Source organism: Sagittula sp. SSi028 (assembly GCF_048553715.1).
Lineage (GTDB): Bacteria > Pseudomonadota > Alphaproteobacteria > Rhodobacterales > Rhodobacteraceae > Sagittula.
Map to the genome: position 1 here is coordinate 146,377 of NZ_JBLZNC010000007.1, position 24,043 is coordinate 170,419.

23 protein-coding genes, 2 tRNA genes and 1 riboswitch are annotated in these 24,043 nt (G+C 61.8%); of the genes, 20 read left to right on the plus strand and 5 right to left on the minus strand.

Annotated features, from left to right (window positions below; genetic code table 11):
* Positions 1-17: 17 nt before the first annotated feature.
* A complete protein-coding gene (locus tag ACN5AZ_RS14530; protein ID WP_419429612.1) occupies positions 18-221 on the minus strand; it encodes a hypothetical protein in 204 nt (67 codons plus the stop codon).
* Positions 222-380: 159 nt separating this feature from the next.
* Between ACN5AZ_RS14530 and ACN5AZ_RS14535 the strand changes: the two genes are divergently transcribed.
* Together ACN5AZ_RS14535 and ACN5AZ_RS14540 are read left to right on the plus strand one after the other, a co-directional pair.
* Complete coding sequence (locus ACN5AZ_RS14535) at positions 381-824, plus strand: HU family DNA-binding protein (RefSeq protein ID WP_419429613.1); 444 nt, start codon at positions 381-383, stop codon at positions 822-824.
* A gap of 19 nt (positions 825-843) precedes the next feature.
* Positions 844-918: transfer RNA gene (locus ACN5AZ_RS14540), tRNA-Val, on the plus strand.
* Between the two features lie 102 nt (positions 919-1,020).
* Here the strand turns inward: ACN5AZ_RS14540 and ACN5AZ_RS14545 are convergent.
* A complete protein-coding gene (locus ACN5AZ_RS14545) occupies positions 1,021-1,773 on the minus strand; it encodes a rhomboid family intramembrane serine protease (RefSeq protein WP_419429614.1) in 753 nt (250 codons plus the stop codon).
* A gap of 65 nt (positions 1,774-1,838) precedes the next feature.
* On the minus strand, positions 1,839-5,273 hold the full coding sequence (putA, locus tag ACN5AZ_RS14550) for a bifunctional proline dehydrogenase/L-glutamate gamma-semialdehyde dehydrogenase PutA (protein WP_419429615.1): 3,435 nt from the start codon (positions 5,271-5,273) through the stop codon (positions 1,839-1,841).
* Positions 5,274-5,380: 107 nt separating this feature from the next.
* Here putA and ACN5AZ_RS14555 point away from each other — a divergent pair, with 107 nt between their 5' ends.
* From ACN5AZ_RS14555 to ACN5AZ_RS14565, 3 genes are all read left to right on the plus strand, one after another.
* On the plus strand, positions 5,381-5,857 hold the full coding sequence (locus ACN5AZ_RS14555) for an Lrp/AsnC family transcriptional regulator (protein WP_419429616.1): 477 nt from the start codon (positions 5,381-5,383) through the stop codon (positions 5,855-5,857).
* Positions 5,858-5,964: 107 nt separating this feature from the next.
* A complete protein-coding gene (locus ACN5AZ_RS14560; protein ID WP_419429617.1) occupies positions 5,965-7,785 on the plus strand; it encodes a calcium-binding protein in 1,821 nt (606 codons plus the stop codon).
* A gap of 71 nt (positions 7,786-7,856) precedes the next feature.
* Positions 7,857-7,942 (plus strand) — tRNA-Leu (locus tag ACN5AZ_RS14565).
* Between the two features lie 22 nt (positions 7,943-7,964).
* On the opposite strand, the gene irr is transcribed toward ACN5AZ_RS14565, so the two are convergent.
* Positions 7,965-8,405 carry a Fur family transcriptional regulator Irr gene (gene irr, locus ACN5AZ_RS14570; protein WP_419429690.1) on the minus strand — a complete coding sequence of 147 codons (441 nt, stop codon included), beginning with the start codon at positions 8,403-8,405 and terminating at the stop codon, positions 7,965-7,967.
* Between the two features lie 142 nt (positions 8,406-8,547).
* On the opposite strand from irr, the gene fabA reads away from it, so the two are divergent.
* The 7 genes from fabA (at position 8,548) to ACN5AZ_RS14605 (ending at position 14,992) form a co-directional block, all read left to right on the plus strand.
* Positions 8,548-9,057 carry a bifunctional 3-hydroxydecanoyl-ACP dehydratase/trans-2-decenoyl-ACP isomerase gene (gene fabA / locus ACN5AZ_RS14575; protein ID WP_419429618.1) on the plus strand — a complete coding sequence of 170 codons (510 nt, stop codon included), beginning with the start codon at positions 8,548-8,550 and terminating at the stop codon, positions 9,055-9,057.
* 184 nt (positions 9,058-9,241) lie between these two features.
* The gene (locus ACN5AZ_RS14580) at positions 9,242-11,119 is read left to right on the plus strand and encodes a PhoX family protein (protein WP_419429619.1); all 1,878 of its coding nucleotides are present in this window, start codon (positions 9,242-9,244) and stop codon (positions 11,117-11,119) included.
* A gap of 167 nt (positions 11,120-11,286) precedes the next feature.
* On the plus strand, positions 11,287-12,516 hold the full coding sequence (gene fabB / locus ACN5AZ_RS14585; RefSeq protein ID WP_419429620.1) for a beta-ketoacyl-ACP synthase I: 1,230 nt from the start codon (positions 11,287-11,289) through the stop codon (positions 12,514-12,516).
* A gap of 15 nt (positions 12,517-12,531) precedes the next feature.
* Complete coding sequence (locus ACN5AZ_RS14590; RefSeq protein ID WP_419429621.1) at positions 12,532-13,320, plus strand: enoyl-ACP reductase FabI; 789 nt, start codon at positions 12,532-12,534, stop codon at positions 13,318-13,320.
* A gap of 126 nt (positions 13,321-13,446) precedes the next feature.
* Positions 13,447-13,884 (plus strand): hypothetical protein, encoded by a 438-nt coding sequence (locus tag ACN5AZ_RS14595; protein ID WP_419429622.1) that lies wholly within the window; start codon positions 13,447-13,449, stop codon positions 13,882-13,884.
* 63 nt (positions 13,885-13,947) lie between these two features.
* Positions 13,948-14,268, plus strand: coding sequence for a hypothetical protein (locus ACN5AZ_RS14600; RefSeq protein ID WP_419429623.1), 321 nt, complete (start codon positions 13,948-13,950; stop codon positions 14,266-14,268).
* A gap of 49 nt (positions 14,269-14,317) precedes the next feature.
* Complete coding sequence (locus ACN5AZ_RS14605; RefSeq protein ID WP_419429624.1) at positions 14,318-14,992, plus strand: FAD-binding oxidoreductase; 675 nt, start codon at positions 14,318-14,320, stop codon at positions 14,990-14,992.
* Positions 14,993-15,008: 16 nt separating this feature from the next.
* On the opposite strand, the gene ACN5AZ_RS14610 is transcribed toward ACN5AZ_RS14605, so the two are convergent.
* A complete protein-coding gene (locus tag ACN5AZ_RS14610) occupies positions 15,009-15,878 on the minus strand; it encodes a glycosyltransferase family 2 protein (protein ID WP_419429625.1) in 870 nt (289 codons plus the stop codon).
* Positions 15,879-15,987: 109 nt separating this feature from the next.
* On the opposite strand from ACN5AZ_RS14610, the gene miaB reads away from it, so the two are divergent.
* The 8 genes from miaB (at position 15,988) to metK (ending at position 23,996) form a co-directional block, all read left to right on the plus strand.
* A complete protein-coding gene (gene miaB, locus ACN5AZ_RS14615; protein ID WP_419429626.1) occupies positions 15,988-17,301 on the plus strand; it encodes a tRNA (N6-isopentenyl adenosine(37)-C2)-methylthiotransferase MiaB in 1,314 nt (437 codons plus the stop codon).
* A gap of 216 nt (positions 17,302-17,517) precedes the next feature.
* Positions 17,518-18,117: an OmpA family protein gene (locus tag ACN5AZ_RS14620; RefSeq protein WP_419429627.1), complete on the plus strand. Its 600-nt coding sequence runs from the start codon at positions 17,518-17,520 to the stop codon at positions 18,115-18,117.
* Between the two features lie 12 nt (positions 18,118-18,129).
* Positions 18,130-18,453, plus strand: a complete 324-nt coding sequence (locus ACN5AZ_RS14625; protein ID WP_419429628.1) for a hypothetical protein — start codon at positions 18,130-18,132, stop codon at positions 18,451-18,453.
* Positions 18,454-18,640: 187 nt separating this feature from the next.
* Entirely contained in the window at positions 18,641-19,612 is a 972-nt protein-coding gene (locus ACN5AZ_RS14630; RefSeq protein WP_419429629.1) for a PhoH family protein, read from the plus strand.
* Between the two features lie 60 nt (positions 19,613-19,672).
* Positions 19,673-20,194: an rRNA maturation RNase YbeY gene (gene ybeY, locus ACN5AZ_RS14635; RefSeq protein ID WP_419429630.1), complete on the plus strand. Its 522-nt coding sequence runs from the start codon at positions 19,673-19,675 to the stop codon at positions 20,192-20,194.
* Between the two features lie 13 nt (positions 20,195-20,207).
* Positions 20,208-21,173, plus strand: a complete 966-nt coding sequence (locus tag ACN5AZ_RS14640; protein ID WP_419429691.1) for a hemolysin family protein — start codon at positions 20,208-20,210, stop codon at positions 21,171-21,173.
* A complete protein-coding gene (lnt, locus tag ACN5AZ_RS14645; RefSeq protein WP_419429631.1) occupies positions 21,148-22,713 on the plus strand; it encodes an apolipoprotein N-acyltransferase in 1,566 nt (521 codons plus the stop codon). The genes ACN5AZ_RS14640 and lnt overlap by 26 nt, the downstream gene beginning before the upstream one ends.
* A 51-nt stretch (positions 22,714-22,764) precedes the next feature.
* Positions 22,765-22,812: riboswitch (SAM-SAH riboswitch) on the plus strand.
* A 5-nt stretch (positions 22,813-22,817) separates the two neighbouring features.
* On the plus strand, positions 22,818-23,996 hold the full coding sequence (metK, locus tag ACN5AZ_RS14650; RefSeq protein WP_419429632.1) for a methionine adenosyltransferase: 1,179 nt from the start codon (positions 22,818-22,820) through the stop codon (positions 23,994-23,996).
* Positions 23,997-24,043: the final 47 nt, after the last annotated feature.

Below are 24,043 nucleotides of genomic sequence, written 5' to 3' on the forward strand. Positions count from 1 at the left end.
CAATAGAACTGCTGTTGTTAGTTTGACGATGCCGCCGCGCCAAACATCGCGACAGTCATCAGCGCCAGAACGAACATGGCAGACGGCGCGGAGCTGCTGGCGGCTTCTTCTGCGATGACTGCAGGTGCCATGACCGGCGGATCGGCTGGCGCGTCAAGGCTGCCTGCAGTGGCGGCGCTAGCAGCGCCCAAGATAACGGCGGCGATGGCGAAATGCTTCATTTTTGTCCCCTAAGCATTGATTTCACGCCAAAATTGCAAAGCCTCGGGCCGGTTCGTCAACCCGGCACTGGATCGTTTGCCTGATTTAAGTTAACCTTTGTGCAGAAAATCACACGACCGTGGTCCACCACGGCGCGCAATCGAGCAGAGTTAGATATCATGGCAACCAAACGCAAAACCACGACAACCCGTAAAACGACGACGCCCAAATCGGCACCGACCACGGCCAACGTCACGCTGGACGAGACAATTGACGCCAACGAAGACGTGCTTCACGCCACCACAGATGGTGGTGATGCGGTGCAGGTCGAGGACATCCCCGTCATCCCGCAGCCGGAAATGAAGAAAAAGGAATTGGTCGATCTGGCGGTCGAACGCTCCGGCATCAAGAAACGTGATGCGAAACCGGCGATCGAAGCCGCCTTGGCCGTCTTGGGCGAGGCGCTGGCCGAAGGGCGCGAGCTGAACCTTGTTCCGCTTGGCAAGCTGAAGGTCACGCGCATGAAAAAGGGCGGCAATGGCCAGATCATCAACGCCCGTGTGCGCCAGCCCGAGGGCAGCGAAAATTCTCTGGACGACCCCCTTGCACAGGCTGCTGAGTAAAGCTAAAAGCCGCGCTACCGGGTGATTAGCTCAGTGGTAGAGCGCTTCGTTCACATCGAAGATGTCAGGAGTTCAAATCTCTTATCACCCACCAGAATTTACAGCATGCCGCTTGGGACACGATAGATCCTGAGCGGCATGTTTGCGTTTGGTCCCGGATTTTGTTGGCCACAGGGTGTGCCCGGCTCGGTGGATGTCACCGTTTACCGGACCGCGCCGACCTGACAGCGGGGATGCGGCTGCGTTGGTATATCGCCTCCGGGTGCGGTGGTCGTCCCAGGGTGCGCGACCAGAACCGAACCCCGCCGAGCTTCAGGAAGGTTGGCACCGTCAGGATCACGCCTGCGGCAAACCCACCTGCATGGGCCCAATAGGCCACGCCGCCCTCGTCGGGGTTGGCCCCCAATCCGCCAAAGATCTGCATGACAAACCATACCGCCAGCGCGATCCATGCCGGGACCGGGATCACCTTGAAGATCACGATCAGGATCAGCAGGATATCGACGCGGGCGCGCGGGAACAGCAACAGATAGCCCCCCATCACGCCCGCGATTGCCCCCGACGCCCCGACTGTCGGGACCATGCTATAAGGGGCCGCAAGGTAGTGGACCAAACCGGCGGCGACACCGGCGGAGAGATAGAACAGCAAAAACCCGACATGGCCCATCTTGTCCTCTAGGTTGTCACCAAAGATGAACAGATACAGCATGTTGCCCGCGATATGCAGCCAGCCGCCATGTAGAAACATCGAGGTAAACAGACCCGACAGCCCGTAGCCCTCGCTGACAAAGGCAGGCACCAGCGCATAGTCTGCATAGTAGGCCAGCAGCGCACGGTCATCACTGTACAGATGCAGCGTCGACAAAAAGACATACACGTTGATCGCGATCAGCGCGTAGGTGACGACAGGCCTGCGCCCTGAGGGGTTGTGATCGCGGATCGGAAACATAGCCTACAGGTAGGCGGGACGGGGCGCGCCGTCCAGTGCGCGCCCGCGTTTGTCGACATGCGGGGTCAGGCGTGTCCCGCCAAAAGGGTTGTATTGCCCCCGGCTGCGGTGGTGTCGATGCAGATGTGGCGTTCCATCAGCGCATGGGCGGGATCGGGCAGACCGGTGATCAGCGGCAGGATCGGTCCTGAGCGGGTGGCCAGCGCTTGGCGCAGGCGACGGGCGTGGTCTTCCTCCCCCCACCAGATGACGCCGGAGAACCCGTTCAGCGTTTGCAGCAACTCTGGGTCCACGGGCCCTGTGGGTGCAAGGGCGGTGCCGCCAAGGCTCTGGATCGCCTCAACCTGCTGTTGGGCCGCGCGCTTTCCGGGGCCGAGACACAGCACAGGTGCGCGCGCGCTGGTTGTCAGGCGGTTTGCTTCGCCCGTGGGGCCGGGCAGCAGCCTGTCTTGGGTCTGCGGCGGGTGCTGTGCTGCTTGTGTCAGACTGTGGTCCAGCCCCTCTCGTGTGGCGGGCAGGCTGTCTGTTTCAGCGCAAGTGATGCGATCCACCGGCTGTTGGCTGAAGCGCGGCAGGTAGTGGGGGCCGCCCGCCTTGGGTCCCGTGCCGGAAAGCCCCTCTCCGCCAAAGGGTTGGCTGCCGACGATGGCGCCGATCTGGTTGCGGTTCACATAGATGTTGCCCGCGTGGATGCGGTCGGTGACATGCTGCACGCGGTCGTCGATCCGTGTTTGTAGCCCGAAGGTCAGCCCGTAGCCGGTGGCATTGATCGCATCGATCACCTGATCAAGGTCGCCGGATTTGAAGGGCGCAATGTGCAAGACAGGGCCAAAGATCTCGCGCGTCAGGTCCTGGATGCCGGCCACGCGGATCAGGCAGGGACGCACGAAATGTCCCGTCGCGGGGGTGGGCAGCGCGTGGATCAGCCGTCCCTCTGCTTCAGCGGCGTCGGTGTAGGCGGAAATGCTCGCGGCGGCCTCCGCGTCGATCGCCGGGCCCGCATCGGTGGCGGGCTGCCACGGGTCACCCAGAACCAAAGCATCCATCGCGCCGGTCAGCATGGTGACAAAATCGTCGTAGATGTCGTCCTGAACATAAAGACAGCGCAGGGCCGAGCAGCGTTGACCCGACGACTGGAAAGCGCTTTCGATGATGGCCTGAACCGCCTGCTCGGGCAGGGCGGTGGAATCCACGATCATCGCGTTCAACCCGCCGGTTTCCGCGATCAGCGGCGCGCTGGGGGGCAGATGATCGGCCATGCTGCGATGGATCAGCTGGGCGGTCTCGGTCGATCCGGTGAAGGCAACACCTGCCACCTGTGCGCAGGCGGTCATGGCGGCCCCCACCTGCCCGTCGCCCGGCAACAGATGCAGCGCATGGGCCGGCACGCCTGCCTCGATCAAAAGCTGGGCGGCGCGGTGTCCGATCAGCGGTGTTTGTTCCGCAGGTTTGGCCAGCACCGCATTGCCCGCAGCCAAAGCCGCCGCGATCTGGCCGGTAAAGATGGCCAGCGGAAAGTTCCACGGGGAGATGCAGGCAAAGGTGCCATGGGGCGCGGCATCCGTGATCTGCGTGGCATAGTAGCGCAGGAAATCCACCGCCTCGCGCAGCTCTGCCACCACATCGTTCATGGTTTTGCCCGCCTCGCGGTGCAGCAGGGCAAAAAGCTCGCCATAATGCGCCTCGTACAGATCGGCCGCGCGGTTGAGCACGCGGGCGCGCTCTTGCGGCGGGGCGTCCCAGATGCGCGCATCAGTTGCGGCGGCTTGCACATCGTCGGGTGTGGCCCAAACCACCTGACCGACCATGTCCTGCGGGTCAGTTGGCGAGACGCGAGGTTCTGCGGCACCGGGCGCGGTTGCGGCCGTGGTCAAAGGGGCCGCCTGCCATTGCGTATCGCGAAACGGGGCGCGTGCGGTGTCGATGGCTTGCAATGTCGGGCGGTGCCGCAGATCCCATCCGCGCGCGTTTTGCCGGTCTGCGAACAGCTCTGTGCCCCGGCGCAGAGGTTTGACATCGGTCATATCAAACGGGTCAGCAGCCACGGTTTCGGGTGCGACGTCCTCGTCCACGATCTGGTTGACGAAGGACGAATTGGCCCCGTTTTCCAACAAACGCCGCACGAGATAGGCAAGCAGATCGCGGTGCGCACCCACGGGGGCATAGATGCGGCAGGCGGTGCCGTTCTGATCCTTCAGCAACCCGTGCAGCGTCTCGCCCATGCCGTGCAGGCGTTGGAACTCAAACCGGTCCTTTGGCACATCACGCGCCATGTGCAAAATCGCGGCGGTCGTATGGGCGTTATGGGTGGCGAATTGCGGGTAGATGCGATCTGTCATGCCCAGAAGGCGGCGGGCATTGGCGATATAGCTGATATCGGTGTGCGCCTTGGCGGTGAAAACGGGGAAGGCGTCTAGCCCCATAACCTGCGCTTTCTTGATCTCGGAATCCCAATAGGCCCCTTTGACCAACCGCACCATGATGCGCCGGTCCAGCCGCTCCGCCGTGGCCTGCAGCCAATCGATCACCGCGCCTGCCCGCTGGCCATAGGCCTGCACGACCACGCCAAAACCGTCCCAGCCCGCCAGTGCGGGATTGGCCAGAACCTGCTCGACAATATCAAGCGAGATCGACAAGCGGTCGGCCTCTTCCGCGTCGACGTTCAGGCCGATCCCCGCGGATTTTGCCAGCCCGCACAGGGCTGTCAGTCGTGGCACCAATGTGTCCATGGCGTCCTTGGCCTGCAGCTCGTCATAGCGGGCATAGAGCGCGGACAGTTTGACCGAAATTCCGGGATTGCGGCGGATGTCTTTGTGCGTGGCCGCCTTAGCAATGGCGGTGATGGCGCGGGAGTAGGCAAGGTGGTAGCGCGCGGCGTCGGCCTCTGTTCGCGCGGCCTCTCCCAGCATGTCGTAGGAGTAGGTGTAGCCTGCAGCCTCCATCTTGGCGCCGCGTTGCATTGCGGCCTCGATGGTCTCGCCTAGGACGAATTGCGCGCCCATTTCCTTCATCGCGCGGCTGACTGCGGTGCGAATGACCGGCTCGCCCAGCCGTTTGACTGCATTGCGCAGATGACCCGCAGGCCCGGGCCGGTGGGTGTCATCCAGCACCTTGCCCGTCAGCACCAGCGCCCATGTCGACGCATTCACCAAGGGTGAAGAGGAGTGCCCGATATGGCGCGACCAGTCAGACGGTGCGATCTTGTCTTCGATCAGCGCATCAACGGTGTCGGCGTCAGGCACGCGCAGCAGGGCCTCTGCCAGACACATCAGGGCGATGCCCTCGTCCGTGGACAGCCCGTATTCTGCAAGGAACACTTCCATCAGACCGGGGCGGGTGCTGCCGCGAATGTCACGCACAAGGCGGGCGGCCTGCTGCGAGATACTGTCCCGTTCCGCCTGCGACAGGTTGGCAAAGCGGCGCAGTGCCTGCACGGTGTCGTCCTCGGGCGCGTAGGTCGTGGCGTCGATAAGTTGGCGCAGGTCAGATGGCATGTTCATGTGGACCTCTGGGGTGATTTTCCACATTCTACCCTTGAACCAAAAGTCGCTTTGCCCGATAGCGGGCGCACAGGCGGTCATTTTGACTTTTGATGAGGTGCTTTGCGATGCAAGACGATGTGGCTGATATGGACCGCTTTGATCGCGCCATTCTGCGCGAACTGGCGGGAGAGGCGCGAATCTCTGTCACCGAACTCGCACGTAGGGTGGGGCTGTCCAAAAGCCCGGTGCAGGCGCGGCTGAAAAAGCTTGAAGAGAACGGCACGATCAAGGGCTATCGCGCCCTGCTGGACCCGATCGCGCTGGGGCTGGCGCATGTGACCTTCGTCGAGGTGCGTATGGTCGACACCCGCGAGCCCACATTGGCGAAATTCAATGCAGCCGTGGCCAAGATCCCCGAAATCGAACAAGCCCATCTGATCGCAGGCAATTTTGACTATCTGCTCAAGGTGCGCACCGCCGATATGCCCTCCTATCGGCAGGTGCTGGCCGACAAGGTGTCCGTGCTGCCGGGCGTGTCATCTACATCGACGTTTGTCGCGATGGAGGCCATCAAGGACGAAACCGTCAGCGACGTCGGGTGATGTCTTGCGCCGCGTGACCGGCTGTTTTCGCGACGGCGGCTAACGCCATCTTTACCCTGCCTGTGGTTCCTGTGTCTCGCGCGGCGGTGCAGCCGCTTGGGGCACATATGGCATTTGTTTTTCAAGACACCGATCATCTGTATCAGGGGTCATCCTTCCGAATGAGCAACGGCGACACCGTGTTTGTCACCGACGGCACAATCATCGCGAATGATGAAAACTACACCGTGCTGATGAGCGGCGGCAATCTGCGCAGCCTGCTTGTCAGCTATGGCCAGATCATCGGCCACGGCTTTGCGACCCTGTATATGGGGGCGGGGTCCTCTGTCCTCGAAAACCATGGTCTGATCCGCAACAACGACGATTCCCTGAACGAACGGCCCGCCGTCCTGATCGGGACAGAGGGCACGCATCGCATCGTCAACAACGGCGATATCAGCAGCGCGGGCCGCGTTCTGCAAATCTCGACCGTTGGGCCGGTCAGCCTGTCGTTGCAGAACCACGGGCTGATGCAGGCGCTTTATGGTCATGACATGCTGCGCGATGCGGGGTATCTGAACGATGTGACCGTCGAGAACAGCGGTATCCTGCGTGGCGGGGCCATGGCGCTGTCAGGATCGGGAGAGACCTATCTAGACAATTCCGGCGTCATGGAGATCACAAGCATCACGGCAGCCGCCGCTTATGGGCTGACCCTGCTGAACACCGGCACGATCGAGGGGTGGGAAACCAGTTTCGACTACCTCGCCGATCCCGGCGCGATCTGGATCGCAGGCAGCGTGACGGCGGATCAGATCCGCAACGAGGGCAGCATTCGCGGCGATCTCGATGTGGGGGAGGGGGACGATGTCGTCCACAACAGCGGCCAATGGGTCGGGGATCTGCTGCTTGGCTACGGCAATGACACCCTCAATGGCTTTGGGGGGCGCTTTGACGGGGTGATCGATGGCGGTCCGGGCGATGACCGTATCGCGGTGGACGATAGCACGGTCGCCCTGCGAGGCGGGGATGGCAGCGACACGGTGATTGCGCGGGCGGATGTGCTGGACGTGGATGGGGTGGAGCTGATCTGGCTGCTGGGTGCCGATGATCTGGAGGTTGCCGGATCCGGCGAGGCAGAACAGATCACCGGCAATTTCGGCGGCAATTACCTGTCCGGTGCAGGAGGCGATGACACGATCAACGGCGGGCCGGGCGATGATGTCATTCTTGGCGGTGACGGGGCGGACAGCCTGATCGGAGGCTCTGGCCGGGATGAGCTGACAGGCGATGCCGGGGCCGACCGGATCACCGGAGGGGCGGGAAATGATCTGCTGTACGGCGGGGCGGGGGATGACGTTCTGTCGGGCGAAGACGGTGCCGATTACATCGAGGGCGGCGATGGCGAGGATATCCTCAGCGGCGCCTTCGGCAATGACACGCTGCTGGGTGGTGGCGAAAACGACTATATCGTGGGTCAAGGAAATGATGACTACATCGACGCGGGCGAAGGCGATGATGTGGGTCTTGGCGGTGACGGGGCTGACACGATCCTTGGTGGCGCGGGCCGCGACACGCTGTCGGGCGACGCCGGGGCGGATGTGATCCAGGGCGGCACCGGCTATGATATTCTGATCGGCAAATCCGGGGCGGATACATTTGTCTTTGATTCGGTTGCCGAAATCGATGACGGCATTTCCGACCGGATCAAGGATTTCGAGCCGGGGCTGGACGTGATTGATGTCTCCGGCATCGATGAAGAGGCCAGCTTTGACTTTCTGGGCACAGCCGGTTTCACCGGCGGCGGCGGTATGGAAATTCGCTATGTCATGAACAGTTTTGGCGCGGCGTTGGTCTATTTCGATGAGGACGGGGATGCCACGTCCGATGGCCGGCTGATCCTTTTGAATGTGCCGAACGGTGTGGTGGCCGATGACTTCTTGCTATAGGCGAGAAAGACGGTTTACACCGTCGGCGCGGCGACTATTGTCGCGCAACACCCGACCTTCGGGTCGGGCGGGCCCGCGTGGTGGAATGGTAGACACAGGAGACTTAAAATCTCCAGGCCTTAGTGCCGTGCCGGTTCGAGCCCGGCCGCGGGTACCACCGAAAAACAGCGAAAAATCAGTTATTTACGACGCAACCGGATCACGACGTCGACCGATGCGATCTCTGCCCCTTCGGGGAGATCGGGCAGGCGCGAAATCACCAGCTGATCGGCAGGTGCGTCGGTCAGATGGGTTTCGTCTTCCCAGAAGAAATGCGGATGCTCGTGTATATTGGTGTCGAAATAGCTGCGCGAGCCATCCACGGTCACCTCTTGCATCAGACCCGCGTCGCAGAAGGCCTTGAGCGTGTTGTAGACCGTGGCAAGCGACACGCTCTCGCCCTGATCCTTGGCGGCTGCAAACAAGCTTTCTGCGGTGACATGGCGGTTCTGGCCATCACCGACCAACAACGCCGCCAGCGCAACGCGCTGCCTGGTTGGCCGCAGGTCGCTGCCCGCCAGCCAAGTCTTGCCGCGGTCGATCGCCTCTTTGGGCGGAATGGGGGCGTCGTGTTTCATCATCATGTGCAATATAGGGTCGGATGCGCGGGGATTTCAAACGGTTTCACTACGATAATGGCGTACCCCTGCCGATTGTGTCGTCGCAGCAAGGGTGGTAGACGATCCGCAAACGAGCCAATGGAATTTACGAGGGGGCCGAGCGATGTCCGACTATCCCACCAGCTTTGACAAGGAAGACCTGTTGAAATGCGCCCGGGGCGAGCTGTTTGGCGAGGGCAATGCCCAGCTGCCCGCGCCGCCGATGCTGATGATGGACCGTATCACCGATGTGTCCGCAGACGGGGGCGCCCACGGCAAGGGGCACATCACGGCTGAGTTCGATATCACGCCGGACCTGTGGTTCTTTGACTGCCATTTCCCGGGTAACCCGATCATGCCGGGCTGCTTGGGGCTGGACGGTCTGTGGCAGCTGACCGGCTTCAACCTTGGCTGGCGCGGCTGGAAAGGGCGCGGATACGCATTGGGCGTGGGTGAGGTCAAGCTGACCGGCATGGTGCGCCCCGACCGCAAGATGCTGACCTATAAGGTGGATTTCACCAAGGCTGTGCAGACCCGTCGTCTGACCATGGGCGTGGCCGATGGCATCGTCGAGGCTGACGGCGAAGTGATCTATCAGGTCACCGGCATGAAGGTCGCGCTGAGCGAAAGCTGATCTTTGCAAGATCGAGAATTAAGAAGCCCGGGCCGTTTGGTTCGGGCTTTTGCGTTGTGCGGGCTGCCCCACGCGTCATGTAAAGTTTACAATTCCTTTACCAAGTTTTTGCAGCCTGTCCCTAGACCCTCGACCACTTGGAGCGCCGCTCCGCAAGCATGGTTGCCAGCGAGGGAATGACAGCATGACCGATAAAACATTGATCGATTTGTCCTGGGACGATTTCGACGAACACCGCGATCCGCGCCCTGACAGCAATGAATTTGACGCGGTCGTCGAACGGGCCGTATCGCGTCGCGGCTTTCTGGGTGGTGCGCTGGCCTTTGGTTCGGGGGCGGCCGTGTTCGGCACCGGATTGCTGTCCTCGACCACCGCGTCGCGCGCGGCGGCCCACGGCGGTTTTGCCTTCACACCGATCGATATTGCCACCGACCACGAGATCCACGTCCCGGAGGGCTATCAGCACAAGGTTCTGGTGCGTTGGGGCGACGCCCTGTGGTCGGAGGCGGATGGCGCCTATGACAACGGTGTCTCGGTCGAGATGTCCGACAAGGTGTTCGGCGAGAACACCGACGGGATGGAGCTGTTCGATGTGGATGGCCGCGAAGTGATCGCCGTCAACTCTGAATATGTGAACCCCAAGATCAACCTGCCCGAGGCCTCCGAAGGCGTGCCGCAATCCGCCGAAGAGGTTGCCCTGCTGAAGAACCTGCAGGGTGTGACGATCATGGAGATCGCCAAATCCGAAGACGGATATCAGGTGGTCAAGGACAGCCCGCTGAATCGCCGTATCACCCATGAGACGGAAATGGTTCTCGAAGGGCCGCTGGCGGGTCATGATCTGGTCAAAACCAACGCCGACCCCGAGGGGCGCACCGTCAAAGGCACCATGAACAACTGTGGCTCGGGCCGCACGCTGTGGGGCACGTATCTCACCTGCGAAGAGAACTTTAACGGCTACTTCGGCACCACCGGAGCCGAGCCCGAGGGCGAAGGCTACAGCCGTTACGGGATCGGCGGCGAGGGGCGCTACGCCTACGAGAAATTCGACGCGCGCTTCGATCTGTCCAAGGAGCCCAACGAGCCGCACCGCCATGGCTATGTCACGGAAATCGATCCGGCAAACCCCGACAGCACGCCGGTCAAACGCACGGCTCTGGGCCGGATCAAGCATGAAAATGCCGCAATGGTGCATGCGTCGGACGGTCGTGTCGTGGTCTACATGGGCGATGATGAGCGTGGCGAATTCCTGTACAAATACGTCTCCAACGGCACATGGGCCGAAGGGCAGGACGGTGGCGATCTGCTCAATGACGGCACGCTGTATGCGGCAAAATTCAATGACGACATGACGGGCGAATGGCTGGCGCTGACGCCAGAGACCACCGGCATGGACGCGGCAGAGATCCTTGTCTTCACCCGCATGGCGGCTTCTGCCGTGGGCGCGACCACCATGGACCGCCCCGAATGGGTTGCCGTCAACCCGCTGAAGGCCGAGGCCTATGTGGCGCTGACCAACAACCGCAATCGTGGGGTCAAGCCCAACGCGGGCGGGGATGAAACCCCGGTCAACGGGCCCAACCCGCGCGAGACCAACAACTTTGGCCAGATCGCGCGCTGGCGTCCCGAAGGCGACAACCACGCCGCCGATGGCTTTGCGTGGGATCTGTATGTCATGGCGGGCAACCCGACGGTGTATGACAACGCCTATGGCGGGTCCGACAACATCAACGAGGGCAACATGTTCAACTCGCCCGACGGGATGGTGTTTTCCTCGGACGGGATGTTGTGGATCCAGACCGATGGCGACGACGACAACGAAGGCGAATTCGCGGGCATGGGGAACAACCAGATGCTGGTGGGCAACCCTGAGACCGGCGAGATTGCGCGCTTTATGACCGTGCCCAATGGTGCCGAAGTCACCGGCCTGTGCTGGTCGCTGGACAAGACTGTGGCCTTTGTCGGTGTGCAGCACCCCGGTGGCCAGTGGCCCGACAATGCGGGCAAGCCGCGGTCGTCCGTGGTTGCGGTCTGGCGCGAAGACGGCGCCACCATCGGTTGATCGCCAATATAAGTGACCTAACGAAAGCCCCGCCCGCGCTGGCGGGGCTTTTTCGTATGGGGAAAATCCGTGAAAACGCCCGATATTGGGGTGATGTTGGTGCTGCGCCTTGCACGTCCCCCCTGTCGTCGCCTACATAGCGACCAACCAAACGCAAGGGAGGCCGTATGCGCCGCGTCGTCGTTACAGGGCTGGGGGTCGTCTCCAGCATCGGGAACAATGCCGAGGAAGTCCTCGCCTCATTGAAGGCCGGGAAATCCGGGATCTCCGCATCCGAGCAGATGAAAGAACACGGGTTCCGCAGCCAGATCGCGGGCCAGTTGGATATCGATGTCAGCGAACACATCGACAAGCGCACGCTGCGCTTTATGGGGCCGGGTGCGGCCTATGCCCATATCGCGATGCAGCAGGCGATTGCCGATTCCGGACTGGAGCAAAGCGATATCGTCAATCCGCGCACAGGTCTGGTCGCAGGCTCGGGCGGGCCGTCCACCAGCGCGCTTTTGACCGCGCATCAGACGGTTCTGAAAACCGGCGCGACGAAACGTGTTGGCCCCTTTGCTGTGCCAAAGGCCATGTGCTCGACCGTGTCCGCGAACCTGTCGACCGCCTTCCAGATCAAGGGCATCAACTATTCCATCACCTCGGCGTGCTCGACTTCGCTGCATTGCATCGGCAACGCGGCAGAGCAGATCATGATGGGCAAGCAGGACGTGATGTTTGCTGGTGGCGGTGAAGAGCTCGACTGGACCCTGTCGTGCCTGTTCGACGCGATGGGCGCGATGTCGTCCAAGTACAATGACACACCGGAAAAGGCCTCGCGTGCCTTTGATGCGGGCCGCGACGGGTTCGTGATCTCTGGCGGGGGCGGCATTGTCGTGCTCGAAGATCTGGAGCACGCCAAGGCGCGTGGGGCCAAGATCTACGCCGAGGTCACCGGCCTTGGCGCGACCTCGGATGGTGCCGACATGGTGGCCCCCTCGGGTGAGGGTGGCGAACGGGCGATGCGTCTGGCGCTGTCGACCCTGCCGGAAGGCCGCAAGGTCAGCTATATCAACGCGCACGGGACATCGACGCCAGTCGGTGACGTGGGAGAGATCGAGGCGGTCCGCCGCGTCTTTGGTGACGGCAGCACGCCGCCTGTGTCCTCGACCAAATCGATGACGGGCCACAGCCAAGGGGCCACAGGCGCGCAAGAGGCGATCTATTGCCTGCTGGCGCTGGAGCATGATTTCATCATCCCGTCGATCAACGTGGAAACGCTGGATCCGGCGCTGAAACCTGCCGAGATTGCCACATCCTTGGTGGAAAACGCAGGTCTTGATTCCGTGATGACCAACTCCTTCGGCTTTGGGGGCACCAACGGCTCCATGGTCTTGTCCAAATTTGTCGAGTAAGGCGGAACTGCGCAGATGACGATTTCCTTGAAAGGCAAGCGTGGGCTTGTCATGGGTGTGGCGAACGAACGTTCGATCGCTTGGGGCATTGCAAAGGCATGCGCCGACGCCGGGGCCGAACTGGCGTTCACCTATCAGGGCGAGGCATTCGGCAAGCGGCTTGAGCCGCTGGCCGCCTCGGTCGGGTCCGATTTCATGGTCGATGTGGATGTGACGGACGAGGCATCGCTGGATGCGGCGTTCACCGCGTTGCAGTCCCGCTGGGACAAGCTGGATTTTGTGGTTCATGCGATTGCCTATTCGGACAAATCCGAACTAACGGGCCGTATCCTCAACACCTCGCGCGAGAACTTCAAAAACTCGATGGATATCTCGGTCTACTCTTTCATCGATGTGGCCAAGCGCGCGCATCCGATGATGGCCGAGGGTGGCACCTTGCTGACGCTGACCTACATGGGGTCGACCCGCGTTACGCCGAATTACAACGTGATGGGTGTGGCCAAAGCTGCGTTGGAATCGACCACGCGCTATCTGGCCAATGATCTGGGCCCCGATGGCATTCGCGTGAATGCGATCAGCCCCGGACCGATGAAAACGCTGGCGGGCGCGGCCATTGGTGGGGCGCGCAAGACCTACAAGCACACCGACCAGAACGCGCCGCTTGGCTCCAACGCAACGTTGGAGGCCGTGGGCGGCACTGCTGTCTATCTGATCTCCGACGCGGGGGCCTGCACGACGGGTGAAATCATTCGCGTGGACGGCGGGTATCACGTCTTGGGCATGCCGCAATACGATAACCTGTGATCTGAAGTTTTGTAAAAGTTGTCAGAAAAAGGCCCGAGGCATGCCATGCTTCGGGCCTTTTTTGCGTCGAGTGTTGATGAAGCGTTAACGCCCGCACACCGACGGGCACCTTCAGGGGACAGGATGATGACGCCGGATCAACAACTGCAACGCTCGATCATGTCAGACGGCAGCGCCGCAACGAAGCCGTCCAATGTGCCCAATCCGCGCGATGCCAAACGCACCGAGCGGCGCAATCGCGCAGCCCGTTTCGGCTGGAAACTGCGCTTGGGGATCATGCTGGTCAGCCTGTCTGCCTCTGCGGCGATGATCTTTACCGAACAGGGGCGCGCAGCGCGGGCCGAGTTTCAGACCGCCATTCTGGACGTGATCAAAACCGAGCTTGAGGCGCGCCGCCCGCAACAGGCCGTGGCCGCTGCACCAGATGCCGGTGGTGATCCCGAACCCGCGCCGTCGGGGCCCACATGGATCAAGACAGACACCGGCGCTGCAGACACCCGCCCCAAAGTCAGCGCCATGCCGGAAAGCCGCGTCACCGTGCGCAGGTTGGGGCAAGACGGCTAAACCCTTGGCCCTGCAAGGGGTCGCGTGTTACCGATGACCCGTAAGCGGGCAAAGGGACACAGCATGCGGGCACATTCAATGATGATCGGGGCGTTCTGTCTGTCCGGCTGCATGGCCACGACGCCGTCGGTGCAAGCGCCGCGTGACGATGGTGTGGCGCAACGGCTGGCGCTTGGCGCATCGCGGGCAGAGGCAGATCTGGCCTTCGGCACCGAGGCGGGATTTGAACGCAACCCGCAAAACTACGACGAATCCTGCGTCAGCAACGCTTACGGGGACGGGGCGGCCGGCCCGCGCTACGTGCACGCGCGGTTTCGCGGTGATGCTTTGGTGGCGCGGTCGGACGGCCACGGCGCCATCTGCACCTACGGGCTGTTGATCTAGGCGGAACGCCTGCGCGCAGGCTGCGTTGAGTGATCAAAGGAGAGCTTTGATGACCCATACGCTGACGCTGCAATCGATTTCACCCGTGACCCATGACACCTATCATCTGGTGTTCGACAAGCCGGACGGTTTCGATTTCACGCCGGGCCAAGCCACGGACATGGCGCTGGACCGCGATGGCTGGCGCGATGAAAAGCGCCCCTTTACCTTCACCAGCCTGCCCTCCGAGGACACGCTGCAATTTGTTATCAAATCCTATCCGGATCATGACGGCGTCACCGAGCAGATTGCCGGGTTGAAGCCGGGCGATCAGGTGCTGGTGGATGACCCTTGGGGCGCGATCGAGGATAAGGGCGACGGTGTCTTTGTCGCCGGTGGGGCGGGGGTGACGCCCTTTATCGCGGTCCTGCGCCAGAAACTGCAGCAGACCGGTTCGCTGTCCGGCAACACCTTGGTGTTCTCCAACCAGACTGAAAAGGACATCATCCTGCGCGAGGATTTCGACGCGATGCCGGGCCTCAAGGTGGTGTATACGGTCACGGATCAAGACGACAGCGATCTGGCGCGCGGCCGAATTGATGCCGAGTTCCTGAAATCTCACGTCGATGTGACAAGCGGCATGATTTACGTCTGCGGACCGGACGCGATGGTCGATGCCATCCCGCAAGAGCTTGCGAAGCTCGATGTTGCCGCCGACCGGATCGTAACTGAAGATCTGGACTGATCCCGCGCGCGACCGCCTAGAACCACTGGCCGGGTTCCATCAGACCAAGATCCAGCAACTGGCGCGAGTGCCATTCAAACGGCACGGAATTGTGCCAGTGAAAGGTGCGAATATCAAAGGTGGAGCCCGGATTGCGCTTTAGCGCCTTCGCCGTGCGGAACGACGCCACAGCCGCCGTCAGGTTGTTGTGCCACGGACAGGCGAAGGTGTTGTATTCCTCGTCCGAGAACGTGTGATCGTCGCGCAGCTGCAGGCCCGCTTTGGCGCGGAACAGCGAGATACGGTCGATCTTGCGCCGTTCGGGGGGGATGTGTTCCTCGTACCGCCAGCGCAGGCCGCCGTAGAAATCAAGCTGGCGGTCTTTGGGATGGTTGTCGTTTTCGGGGTCCGTGCGCGCCAGCGCATAGTAGCCCGACCGGTCAAGATGCGCGTCGTCCAGATCAACCGCCGTGGGTGTGGTGTCCAGATTGCTGGCATACAGGTCCACGACATAGGTCAGCATCGCATCTCGCCGCTCTTCGGTGTGGTAGCTGAGCATCTCCCCGATAGAGCGCGTCTCGCAGAACGGATAGAACAGATATTCGGCGTTGTAGCAGTAGAACATCCACTGCCCGACGGCGGCGGCGCTGATCGCATCGACAGCCCGCGGCACCGCGCCGTCGGCGGTGGGGTCATATGTGATGCGGATAACCTTGCCCACCAGATCGCCGGGCATATCGTAGCGGTCGTTCACAAAGCACAAAACCTGCTTGAACCCGCAGTGGCGATGATGCCGCAGGGTGGTGGCCAGTTCGATCTCGTCCTCGGCAAAGATCAGGGCGATGGGCCCTTTGGCCAAGGCGTCGCGGCCGGTCTTGAGGAAGTCTTGTAAGCTGTTGTACTGCATCGGCCCGTTTCTTCTGCGGCTTTGGTAAAGAATCGATCAAAACGCCGCCCATTGCAAGCGGGGTAGGTTTTGCGCTATTGCCCGCCCTTGTTCCCCCGATCGGAGTCGTGTGATGACCGCCAAGAAGCTCTACATCAAGACCTATGGCTGCCAGATGAACGTCTATGACAGCGAGCGCATGGCCGAAGCCATGGGCGGCGAGGGCTATGTCACCACCGACAGCCCCAATGATGCGGACATGATCCTGTTGAACACCTGCCACATCCGCGAGAAAGCGGCAGAGAAAGTGTATTCGGAACTTGGCCGCTACAAGGGATTGAAGGCGGATAAGCCCGAACTGAAAATCGGCGTCGCGGGCTGTGTGGCCCAGGCCGAGGGGGCAGAGATCATGCGCCGTCAGCCGATGGTCGATCTGGTCGTCGGGCCGCAGAGCTATCACAAGCTGCCGCAGCTGACCGCCCGTACCCACAACGGGGCCAAGGCGCTGGACACGGATTTCCCCGAAGAGGACAAGTTCGAACACCTCAAGGGGCGTCCCAAGGCAAAGCGTGGTCCGACTGCATTCCTGACGGTGCAGGAAGGCTGCGACAAGTTCTGCGCCTTTTGCGTTGTCCCCTACACGCGCGGTGCCGAAGTGTCCCGCCCTGCCGAGCGTGTTGTGCGCGAAGCGCAGGATCTGGTGGAGCGCGGCGTGCGCGAAATCACCCTGCTGGGTCAGAACGTCAACGCCTACCACGGGCATGATCGCGGCCTCGCTGGGTTGATCCGCGAATTGTCCAAGATCGACGAGCTCAAGCGCATCCGTTTTACCACGTCGCATCCCAACGACATGGATGACGATCTGATCGCCGCGCATGGCGAATGCGAAAAGCTGATGCCCTATCTGCATCTGCCGGTGCAGGCGGGGTCTGACAAGATCCTCAAGCGCATGAACCGCCAGCACACCGCCGAAGAATACCTGAAGCTGATCGAACGTCTGCGCGCGGCGCGCCCCGACCTGCATATGTCTGGCGACTTTATCGTGGGCTTCCCCGAAGAGACCGAAGAGGATTTTCAGGCCACGATGGATCTGGTGACAGCGGTGGAATACGGCTCGGCGTTTTCGTTCAAGTATTCCGAGCGCCCCGGCACACCGGCAGCAGAGCGCCCGCAGGTTCCCGAGGATGAGAAAGACGACCGTTTGCAGCGCTTGCAGGCCTTGTTGGTCAAGCAACAGCGCGCCTTGCAGGACGCGATGGTCGGGCGTGACGTGCATGTGTTGTTCGAGAAAAGCGGCAGGCTTCCGGGCCAGATGGTCGGGAAATCCGAATACCTGCACGCGGTCCACGTACAGGCGGAGGGCATCAGCGCGGGCGATCTGCGCGCCGTGCGAATCGAATCCAGTGGTCCGAACAGCCTCAAAGGTGTTCTTCTGCCGTCTTAACAGTGGCAGAGAAGCCTTTGTTGCCAAAGAAAATCGCGTTCAACGGGAATAAACACTACATCTAGTGGGAACTGTTTCCGAAAACGGTACAAAGACTGTGGATTTCTCCTTCCCTTAACGAATGGAATCCTTAAACTGTTGTTTATAGTAAGTTTGCACGGTCCGCTGCCATTGGGCCGCTGCATGGGGGAAACACCAGTTTAAGGGACAGAGGCTGTGGCGACACGCATCACCAAGGCCCTCGGCGCGGTTGCGCTGACAGCTCTCGCATGTTTGACAGTTGCCACACCGGCAGCTGCGGCAGGGGCCGAGTATAATAACGCATTCATTTCTACACAGAACACCCGCACTGTTACGGGTGAACAGTATATTCCCGGCATTTGGGTTGATCCCGACGGTTGTGAACACTGGGTCATGGACGATGGTGTCGAGGGCTATATGAGCCCCCACGTCGACCGCAAAGGCATTCCGAAATGTCACCGCGCCAACACCTGCGGCGTGATGAACACCGACCAGTTCTTTGCCACCGACAGCTACCGGATTTCCAAGGCCGGTCGCGCCCGTATCGCTGAATTCTTTCAGTCGGCAACGGCGGTTGGCTATGTGATCGCAGGTCACACCGACAGCCGCGCCAGCGACGAATACAACATGAAGCTGTCCTACAACCGTGCTTTGGCCGTGGCCAAAGTGGCGCGCTCGGTCGGCGCAAACATCACCGACATTCGCGGTTTTGGTGAACGCATGCCCGTGGCCTCCAATGCGACCACAACCGGCATGGCGAAAAACCGTCGCGTCGAAATCATCTGCTTTCAGTAAGGGGACAGGATCATGAAACTTGCGAAACTTGTCCTTGCGCTGTCTGCGGGCGTGATGGTTGCGGGCTGTGAATTCGGCGAAGGGCTCCGCGAATACGGCCCCGACAAATCGGTGGACCGCGGCATTGACGCCGACGATCTGTCCGGTCTGCGCGCCGGGATCTGGGTTGACCCGAACGGCTGCGATCACTGGATCATCGACGACGGTGTCGAGGGATACCTGTCCCAGCGGCTTGATAAATTCGGCAAGCCGGTGTGTTCCGGTGTCGCACCGCCGACAGTCGCTGTGGGCGATTTCAAACAAGGCTCCACCAGCATCATCGGCGATCCGCTCTGATCTGAATGGGCCACAAGGTTCAAGGACGGCTGCCCCTATCGGGTCGCCGTCTTTTTTATGCGCAAATGCGTGTCGATCCGATGACAAATGCAGCATCACCCTTGCGTTGCATCTGCCAAACCGTCACCCTATCTGAGTAGGGAGCGAAGGCCCCACCGGTCTTTGCAGCACGGCGCAGGAGAGCGTATTGACCACTGGCCTTTTGACCGAAGCCATCTTGGAATTTCCCGACAACCGTTTGCTGATCGACCTCTGTGGCGAGTTCGACCGCAACCTGACAGACATAGAGGCCCGCACAGGGGTGCAGATTCTGCGCCGTGGCAACCAGCTTGCCGTGCATGGTCCCGAAGACACTGTCGCCCATGCGCGCGAGGTGCTTCAGGCGCTTTATGAGCGATTGGAAAACGGGCGCGAGGTGAATCGCGCCGACATCGACCGTGAATTCCGCCTGCAGGACCACGAAGAGCCTGACGAACAGCTTGAAATGTTCACCGGCGGCAAGGTCGAGATCAAGACCCGCAAAAAGCTGATCGAGCCGCGCACCGACGCGCAAAAGGCCTATGTCCGCTCCTTGTTCGAGAACGAGATGGCCTTTGGCATCGGTCCTGCGGGGACGGGTAAGACCTATCTCGCGGTGGCCGTGGGTGTGAACATGCTGATCACCGGTGCCGTGGACAAGATCATCCTGTGTCGTCCCGCCGTGGAGGCGGGCGAACGGCTGGGCTTTTTGCCCGGTACGCAGGAGGAAAAGGTCGACCCCTACATGCAGCCCTTGCTGGATGCGCTGAATGACTTCCTGCCGGGCAAACAGCAGGCGAAAATGCGCGAGGAAAAGACCATCGAGATCGCGCCGCTGGCCTTTATGCGCGGGCGCACGCTGTCCAATGCCTTTGTCGTTCTGGACGAGGCGCAGAACGCGACCACCATGCAGATGAAGATGTTCCTGACCCGTCTGGGCGAGGGGTCTCGTATGGTGATCACCGGCGACCGCACGCAGATTGACCTGCCGCGGGGCGTGCCCTCGGGGCTTGCGGATGCGGAACGGCTGCTCGATCACGTGCCGGGCATTTCGTTCAACTATTTCACCGGCAAGGATGTGGTGCGGCACCCGTTGGTCGCCGCGATCATCGAAGCCTACGAAAAGGACGCCGAGGCCTGAGGTTCCGGCCTGATCGCCAGGGGGCGGATCAGGCCGGAACCACCGCCTATGGGAGCAGACGTGTTAACCGATACCATCATCGAAGATGACCGCTGGGAGGCCGTGGGCCTTGCGGCGCTTGCAGAACGTGCCGCGACGGCCACCCTGTCCCATCTGGGGCTGACGGACCCCTTTGAAATCGCGGTGATGGGCTGCGACGACAACCGCATCGCCACGCTGAATGCGGATTTCCGGGGCAAACCCCAACCGACGAACGTGCTGTCATGGCCGTCAGAGGATCTTGCCGCCGAGGATGCCGGCGGCCAACCTTTTGCCCCTGAACCCGATTTCGAGGGGGAACCGCATCATCTGGGCGATCTGGCGCTGGCCTTCGAGACCTTTGAGCGGGAAGCCGCCGAACAAGGCAAGCCCATGGCCGATCATATCACCCATTTGATCGTTCACGGGGTGTTACATCTTCTGGGCTATGACCATATCCGTGATGCGGATGCCACGCTTATGGAGGGGTTAGAGGTCGAGATACTTGGCAATCTCGGTCTAAGTGACCCATATAGGGAGATTGAAGGGCCAAATGGCTCGTGACTGGTATGGATTGATGGGCGACAACGACGATTCGTCTAATGCGGCGCAGAGCGCGCTGACAGAGGTTAACGGCCACGATGATGGTCTTGTAAACGGGCAGGGGGGATTCCTGCGGCGTCTGTTCGGGCGGGCCACGGCCACCGAGGACGTCGAAGTGGATATGCCACCCACGTGGGAAACGCGGACAACGACGCCTTCTTTGGGGCTGTTGAACCTGCGGCGCATGCGGGTCGAGGACGTGTCGACCCCCAAGGCGGATATCATCGCCGTGCCCGACACGATTTCCAAGGATGATCTTGTACAGGTGTTCCGCCGCAGCGGTCTGACCCGTCTGCCGGTGTATGAAAACACGCTCGACACACCGGTCGGCATGGCCCACCTGAAGGATTTCGCACTGGCCTACGGGTTCAATTGCGACAATGACGTCTTTGATCTGCGCAGCATGCTGCGGCCTTTGTTGTATGTGCCGCCCTCCATGCCGATCGGGATCTTGTTGACCAAGATGCAGACAGAGCGGCGGCATATGGCGCTGGTGATCGACGAATACGGCGGCACCGACGGGCTGGTCACCATCGAAGATCTGATTGAACAGGTCATCGGCGAGATCGAGGACGAGCACGACACCGAAGACGCGGACACCTGGGTCAAGGAACGTGCCGGATGCTGGCTGGCCTTGGCCAAGACGCAGCTGGACGAATTCGAAGGCGAGCTTGGCATTGATCTGACCCAGCACGACGAGATCGACGAGGAAGAGATCGACACATTGGGCGGGCTGGTCTTTATGCTGGCCGGCCGCGTGCCTGCGCGCGGCGAAGTGGTGCGCCATCCTGCGGGCATCGACCTAGAGGTGGTGGATGCCGATCCCCGGCGGATCAAGCGGCTGCGCGTTCGCGTGCCGGGCACGGCTTTGGCCGCCGCACGTGTGCAGGCGGCGTCGTCGACGGAGCCCGCCCGTGACACAGCCAGCGACGCAAGCTGAGCCCATGACACAGTCGGGCGTCTTCGCCCTGTCGTCTTGGGCGCGTTTGCCGCTGGCTTTGCTGGCCGGTCTGGCCATGGGTGCCGCTGCGGCCCCGTGGGAGGTCTGGTATCTGGGCTTTGCCGGTCTGGTGGCCAGCGTCTGGCTGTTTCGCATCTCACCTTCGGGTCTGCGCAGCGTCGGCACCGGCTGGATGGTGGGGCTTGGCTATTTCGGCCTGTCCATGGGCTGGATCGTCGAGCCGTTTTTCGTAGATGCCGCCGCAACCGGCTGGATGGCCCCCTTTGGTTTGCTGGGGCTGGCCGGTGGGCTGGCGTTGTTCTGGGCGCTTGCCTTTTGGGGGGCTGCGCAGATGCCGCGCCGACGGGTTGGTGCCTTGGTCCTTACATGGACCGCGGCAGAACTTGCACGTGGCTACATCCTGACCGGCTTTCCATGGGGGCTGATCGGGTATCTTTGGGCGCCCGTGTCCGCGATCCAATGGGTGTCCGTGGTGGGGCCTTACGGGCTGACGTTCCTGACACTTGCGGCGGCGGCCTTTCTGGCCATGAGCCTGCCCGCCCGGCGGGGGGGAGGTGCCTTTGGCCTGCCCGCCGTGTTGGGGGCCACGGTCGTTCTGGTCTTGCTGGGGGGCGGGCAGGCACTGGTGCCTGCGCTGCAGGACACATCCGGGCGACCGGTGGTGCGGCTGGTCCAGCCCAATGCGCCGCAGCATCTGAAGTGGCAGCGCGACATGGTGCCGGTCTACTACCGCCGCCAGATGGACTATACCTCCGCGCGGTCCGAGGGCGCCCCCGCGCCCGATCTGGTGGTCTGGCCGGAAACGGCGCTGCCGATGCTGTTGCATCAGGCGGGCGACGCCTTGGGCGAGTTGAGCCAACGGGCAGGCGATGCGCAGGTCGTCGTCGGGCTGCAGCGCGAGGACATGGGCGATTGGTACAACACTCTGGCCGTCATGGGGCCGGGCGGGCGGCTGCAGCAGATCTACGACAAGCACCATCTTGTGCCGTTTGGCGAATACATGCCTGCGCGGGCCCTGTTCACGCGGTTCAACATTGCAGGTTTGGCCGCACGCGCCGAAGGGGGCTACACCCCCGGCACAGGGCCGGAGCTGCTGGATCTGGGGGCCTTGGGCAAGGCGCTGCCGCTGATCTGCTACGAGGCGGTCTTTCCACAGGATGTGCACGCGGCGCCTGCGCGTCCCGACATGCTGCTGCAGATCACAAATGATGCGTGGTTTGGCGACTATTCCGGCCCCTACCAGCATCTGTCACAGGCGCGTATTCGGGCGATCGAACAGGGGCTGCCGATGCTGCGCGCCGCCAACACCGGCGTCTCTGCGATGATTGACGGGGCAGGGCGCGTTCTGGCTCAGATCCCGCTGAACGAGGCGGGCTTTGTCGATGCGCGGCTGCCCCCGCCACTGCGGGTGACGCTTTACAGCCGCACCGGCGATCTGCCTGTTCTTGTGCTGCTTTTCTTCCTCGGGGGGCTATTGTTGCGCCAAGTGCGCATAGAGCGTTTCGCAAAAGAAGATTGACCGCCAAGGCCGCTTGGCGTAACGCCATTCAATGCCCGAAAACGGGCGACACCTCCGTCACAACGGCTTCCTGGCGTGACGGCAAACCCCAATGGAGCACCCCCATGTCCCGACAGAACTACGTTTTTACCTCTGAATCCGTTTCAGAAGGTCACCCCGACAAGGTTTGCGACCGCATTTCCGATGCGGTGCTGGATGCCTTGCTGGCAGAGGACCCGCTGGCGCGCGTCGCCTGCGAAACCTTTGCGACGACAAACCGCGTGGTTATCGGCGGCGAAGTGGGCCTGACCGATCAGGCCAAATTGTCCGAATACATGGGCAAGATCGACCAGATTGCCCGCGACTGCATCAAGGACATCGGCTACGAGCAGGACAAGTTCCACCACGCGACCTGCGAAGTCACAAACCTGCTGCACGAGCAGTCCGCGCATATCGCGCAGGGTGTGACCGGCGCACGCGGCGATGAGGGCGCAGGCGATCAGGGTATCATGTTCGGCTATGCCACCAATGAAACCGACGCGATGATGCCCGCGCCGATCCAGTTCTCCCACGCCATCCTGAAGCGTTTGGCCGAGGTGCGCAAAGACGGCACCGAACCCACGCTGCGTCCCGATGCGAAATCGCAGCTGTCGGTGCGCTATGAGGGCGGCAAACCCGTTGGCGTCACCTCCATCGTTTTGTCGACCCAGCACGAAAGCGAGAGCCAGAGCTCTGCCGATATTCGTGACATTGTGGAGCCCTACATCCGCGAAGTGCTGCCCGAGGGCTGGATCACCGACGAGACAGAGTGGTGGGTGAACCCCACGGGCGTCTTTGTCATCGGCGGCCCCGATGGCGACGCGGGCCTGACGGGTCGCAAGATCATCGTCGACACCTATGGTGGTGCTGCGCCGCATGGCGGCGGTGCGTTCTCCGGCAAAGACCCGACCAAGGTGGACCGCTCGGCGGCCTATGTGTCGCGCTATCTGGCCAAGAACATTGTCGCAGCCGGCATGGCAGAACGCGCCACGGTCCAGTTGTCCTACGCGATCGGCGTGGCGAAGCCGCTGTCGATCTACGTTGACACGCATGGCACAGGCGAGGTCGACGCCGCCGCAATCGAGCGCGCGATCCCCAAGGTGATCGATCTGACGCCGCGCGGCATTCGGACCCATCTGGATCTGAACAAGCCGATCTACGCCCGCACCGCCGCCTACGGCCACTTTGGTCGCGCGCCGGAGGCGGATGGCGGCTTTAGCTGGGAGCGCACCGATCTGGCCGAGGCGCTGAAAGGCGCGGTCTGAGCCTTTAGGTATTTGATCCAAGGAAAAACCAGGGCGCGCCGCATCAT

Bases quoted from the DNA above. Each gene is read 5' to 3' on its own strand.
- ACN5AZ_RS14610 (WP_419429625.1), bottom strand. From the start codon at position 15,878: ATGCAGTACAACAGCTTACAAGACTTCCTCAAGACCGGCCGCGACGCC.
- ACN5AZ_RS14590 (WP_419429621.1), top strand. From the start codon at position 12,532: ATGACGATTTCCTTGAAAGGCAAGCGTGGGCTTGTCATGGGTGTGGCG.
- irr (WP_419429690.1), bottom strand. From the start codon at position 8,405: ATGATGAAACACGACGCCCCCATTCCGCCCAAAGAGGCGATCGACCGC.
- ACN5AZ_RS14580 (WP_419429619.1), top strand. From the start codon at position 9,242: ATGACCGATAAAACATTGATCGATTTGTCCTGGGACGATTTCGACGAA.
- ACN5AZ_RS14595 (WP_419429622.1), top strand. From the start codon at position 13,447: ATGACGCCGGATCAACAACTGCAACGCTCGATCATGTCAGACGGCAGC.
- ACN5AZ_RS14560 (WP_419429617.1), top strand. From the start codon at position 5,965: ATGGCATTTGTTTTTCAAGACACCGATCATCTGTATCAGGGGTCATCC.
- ACN5AZ_RS14640 (WP_419429691.1), top strand. From the start codon at position 20,208: ATGGGCGACAACGACGATTCGTCTAATGCGGCGCAGAGCGCGCTGACA.
- ACN5AZ_RS14535 (WP_419429613.1), top strand. From the start codon at position 381: ATGGCAACCAAACGCAAAACCACGACAACCCGTAAAACGACGACGCCC.
- putA (WP_419429615.1), bottom strand. From the start codon at position 5,273: ATGAACATGCCATCTGACCTGCGCCAACTTATCGACGCCACGACCTAC.
- ACN5AZ_RS14545 (WP_419429614.1), bottom strand. From the start codon at position 1,773: ATGTTTCCGATCCGCGATCACAACCCCTCAGGGCGCAGGCCTGTCGTC.
- ACN5AZ_RS14625 (WP_419429628.1), top strand. From the start codon at position 18,130: ATGAAACTTGCGAAACTTGTCCTTGCGCTGTCTGCGGGCGTGATGGTT.
- metK (WP_419429632.1), top strand. From the start codon at position 22,818: ATGTCCCGACAGAACTACGTTTTTACCTCTGAATCCGTTTCAGAAGGT.
- fabA (WP_419429618.1), top strand. From the start codon at position 8,548: ATGTCCGACTATCCCACCAGCTTTGACAAGGAAGACCTGTTGAAATGC.
- ACN5AZ_RS14600 (WP_419429623.1), top strand. From the start codon at position 13,948: ATGCGGGCACATTCAATGATGATCGGGGCGTTCTGTCTGTCCGGCTGC.
- ACN5AZ_RS14530 (WP_419429612.1), bottom strand. From the start codon at position 221: ATGAAGCATTTCGCCATCGCCGCCGTTATCTTGGGCGCTGCTAGCGCC.
- ACN5AZ_RS14605 (WP_419429624.1), top strand. From the start codon at position 14,318: ATGACCCATACGCTGACGCTGCAATCGATTTCACCCGTGACCCATGAC.
- ACN5AZ_RS14555 (WP_419429616.1), top strand. From the start codon at position 5,381: ATGCAAGACGATGTGGCTGATATGGACCGCTTTGATCGCGCCATTCTG.
- fabB (WP_419429620.1), top strand. From the start codon at position 11,287: ATGCGCCGCGTCGTCGTTACAGGGCTGGGGGTCGTCTCCAGCATCGGG.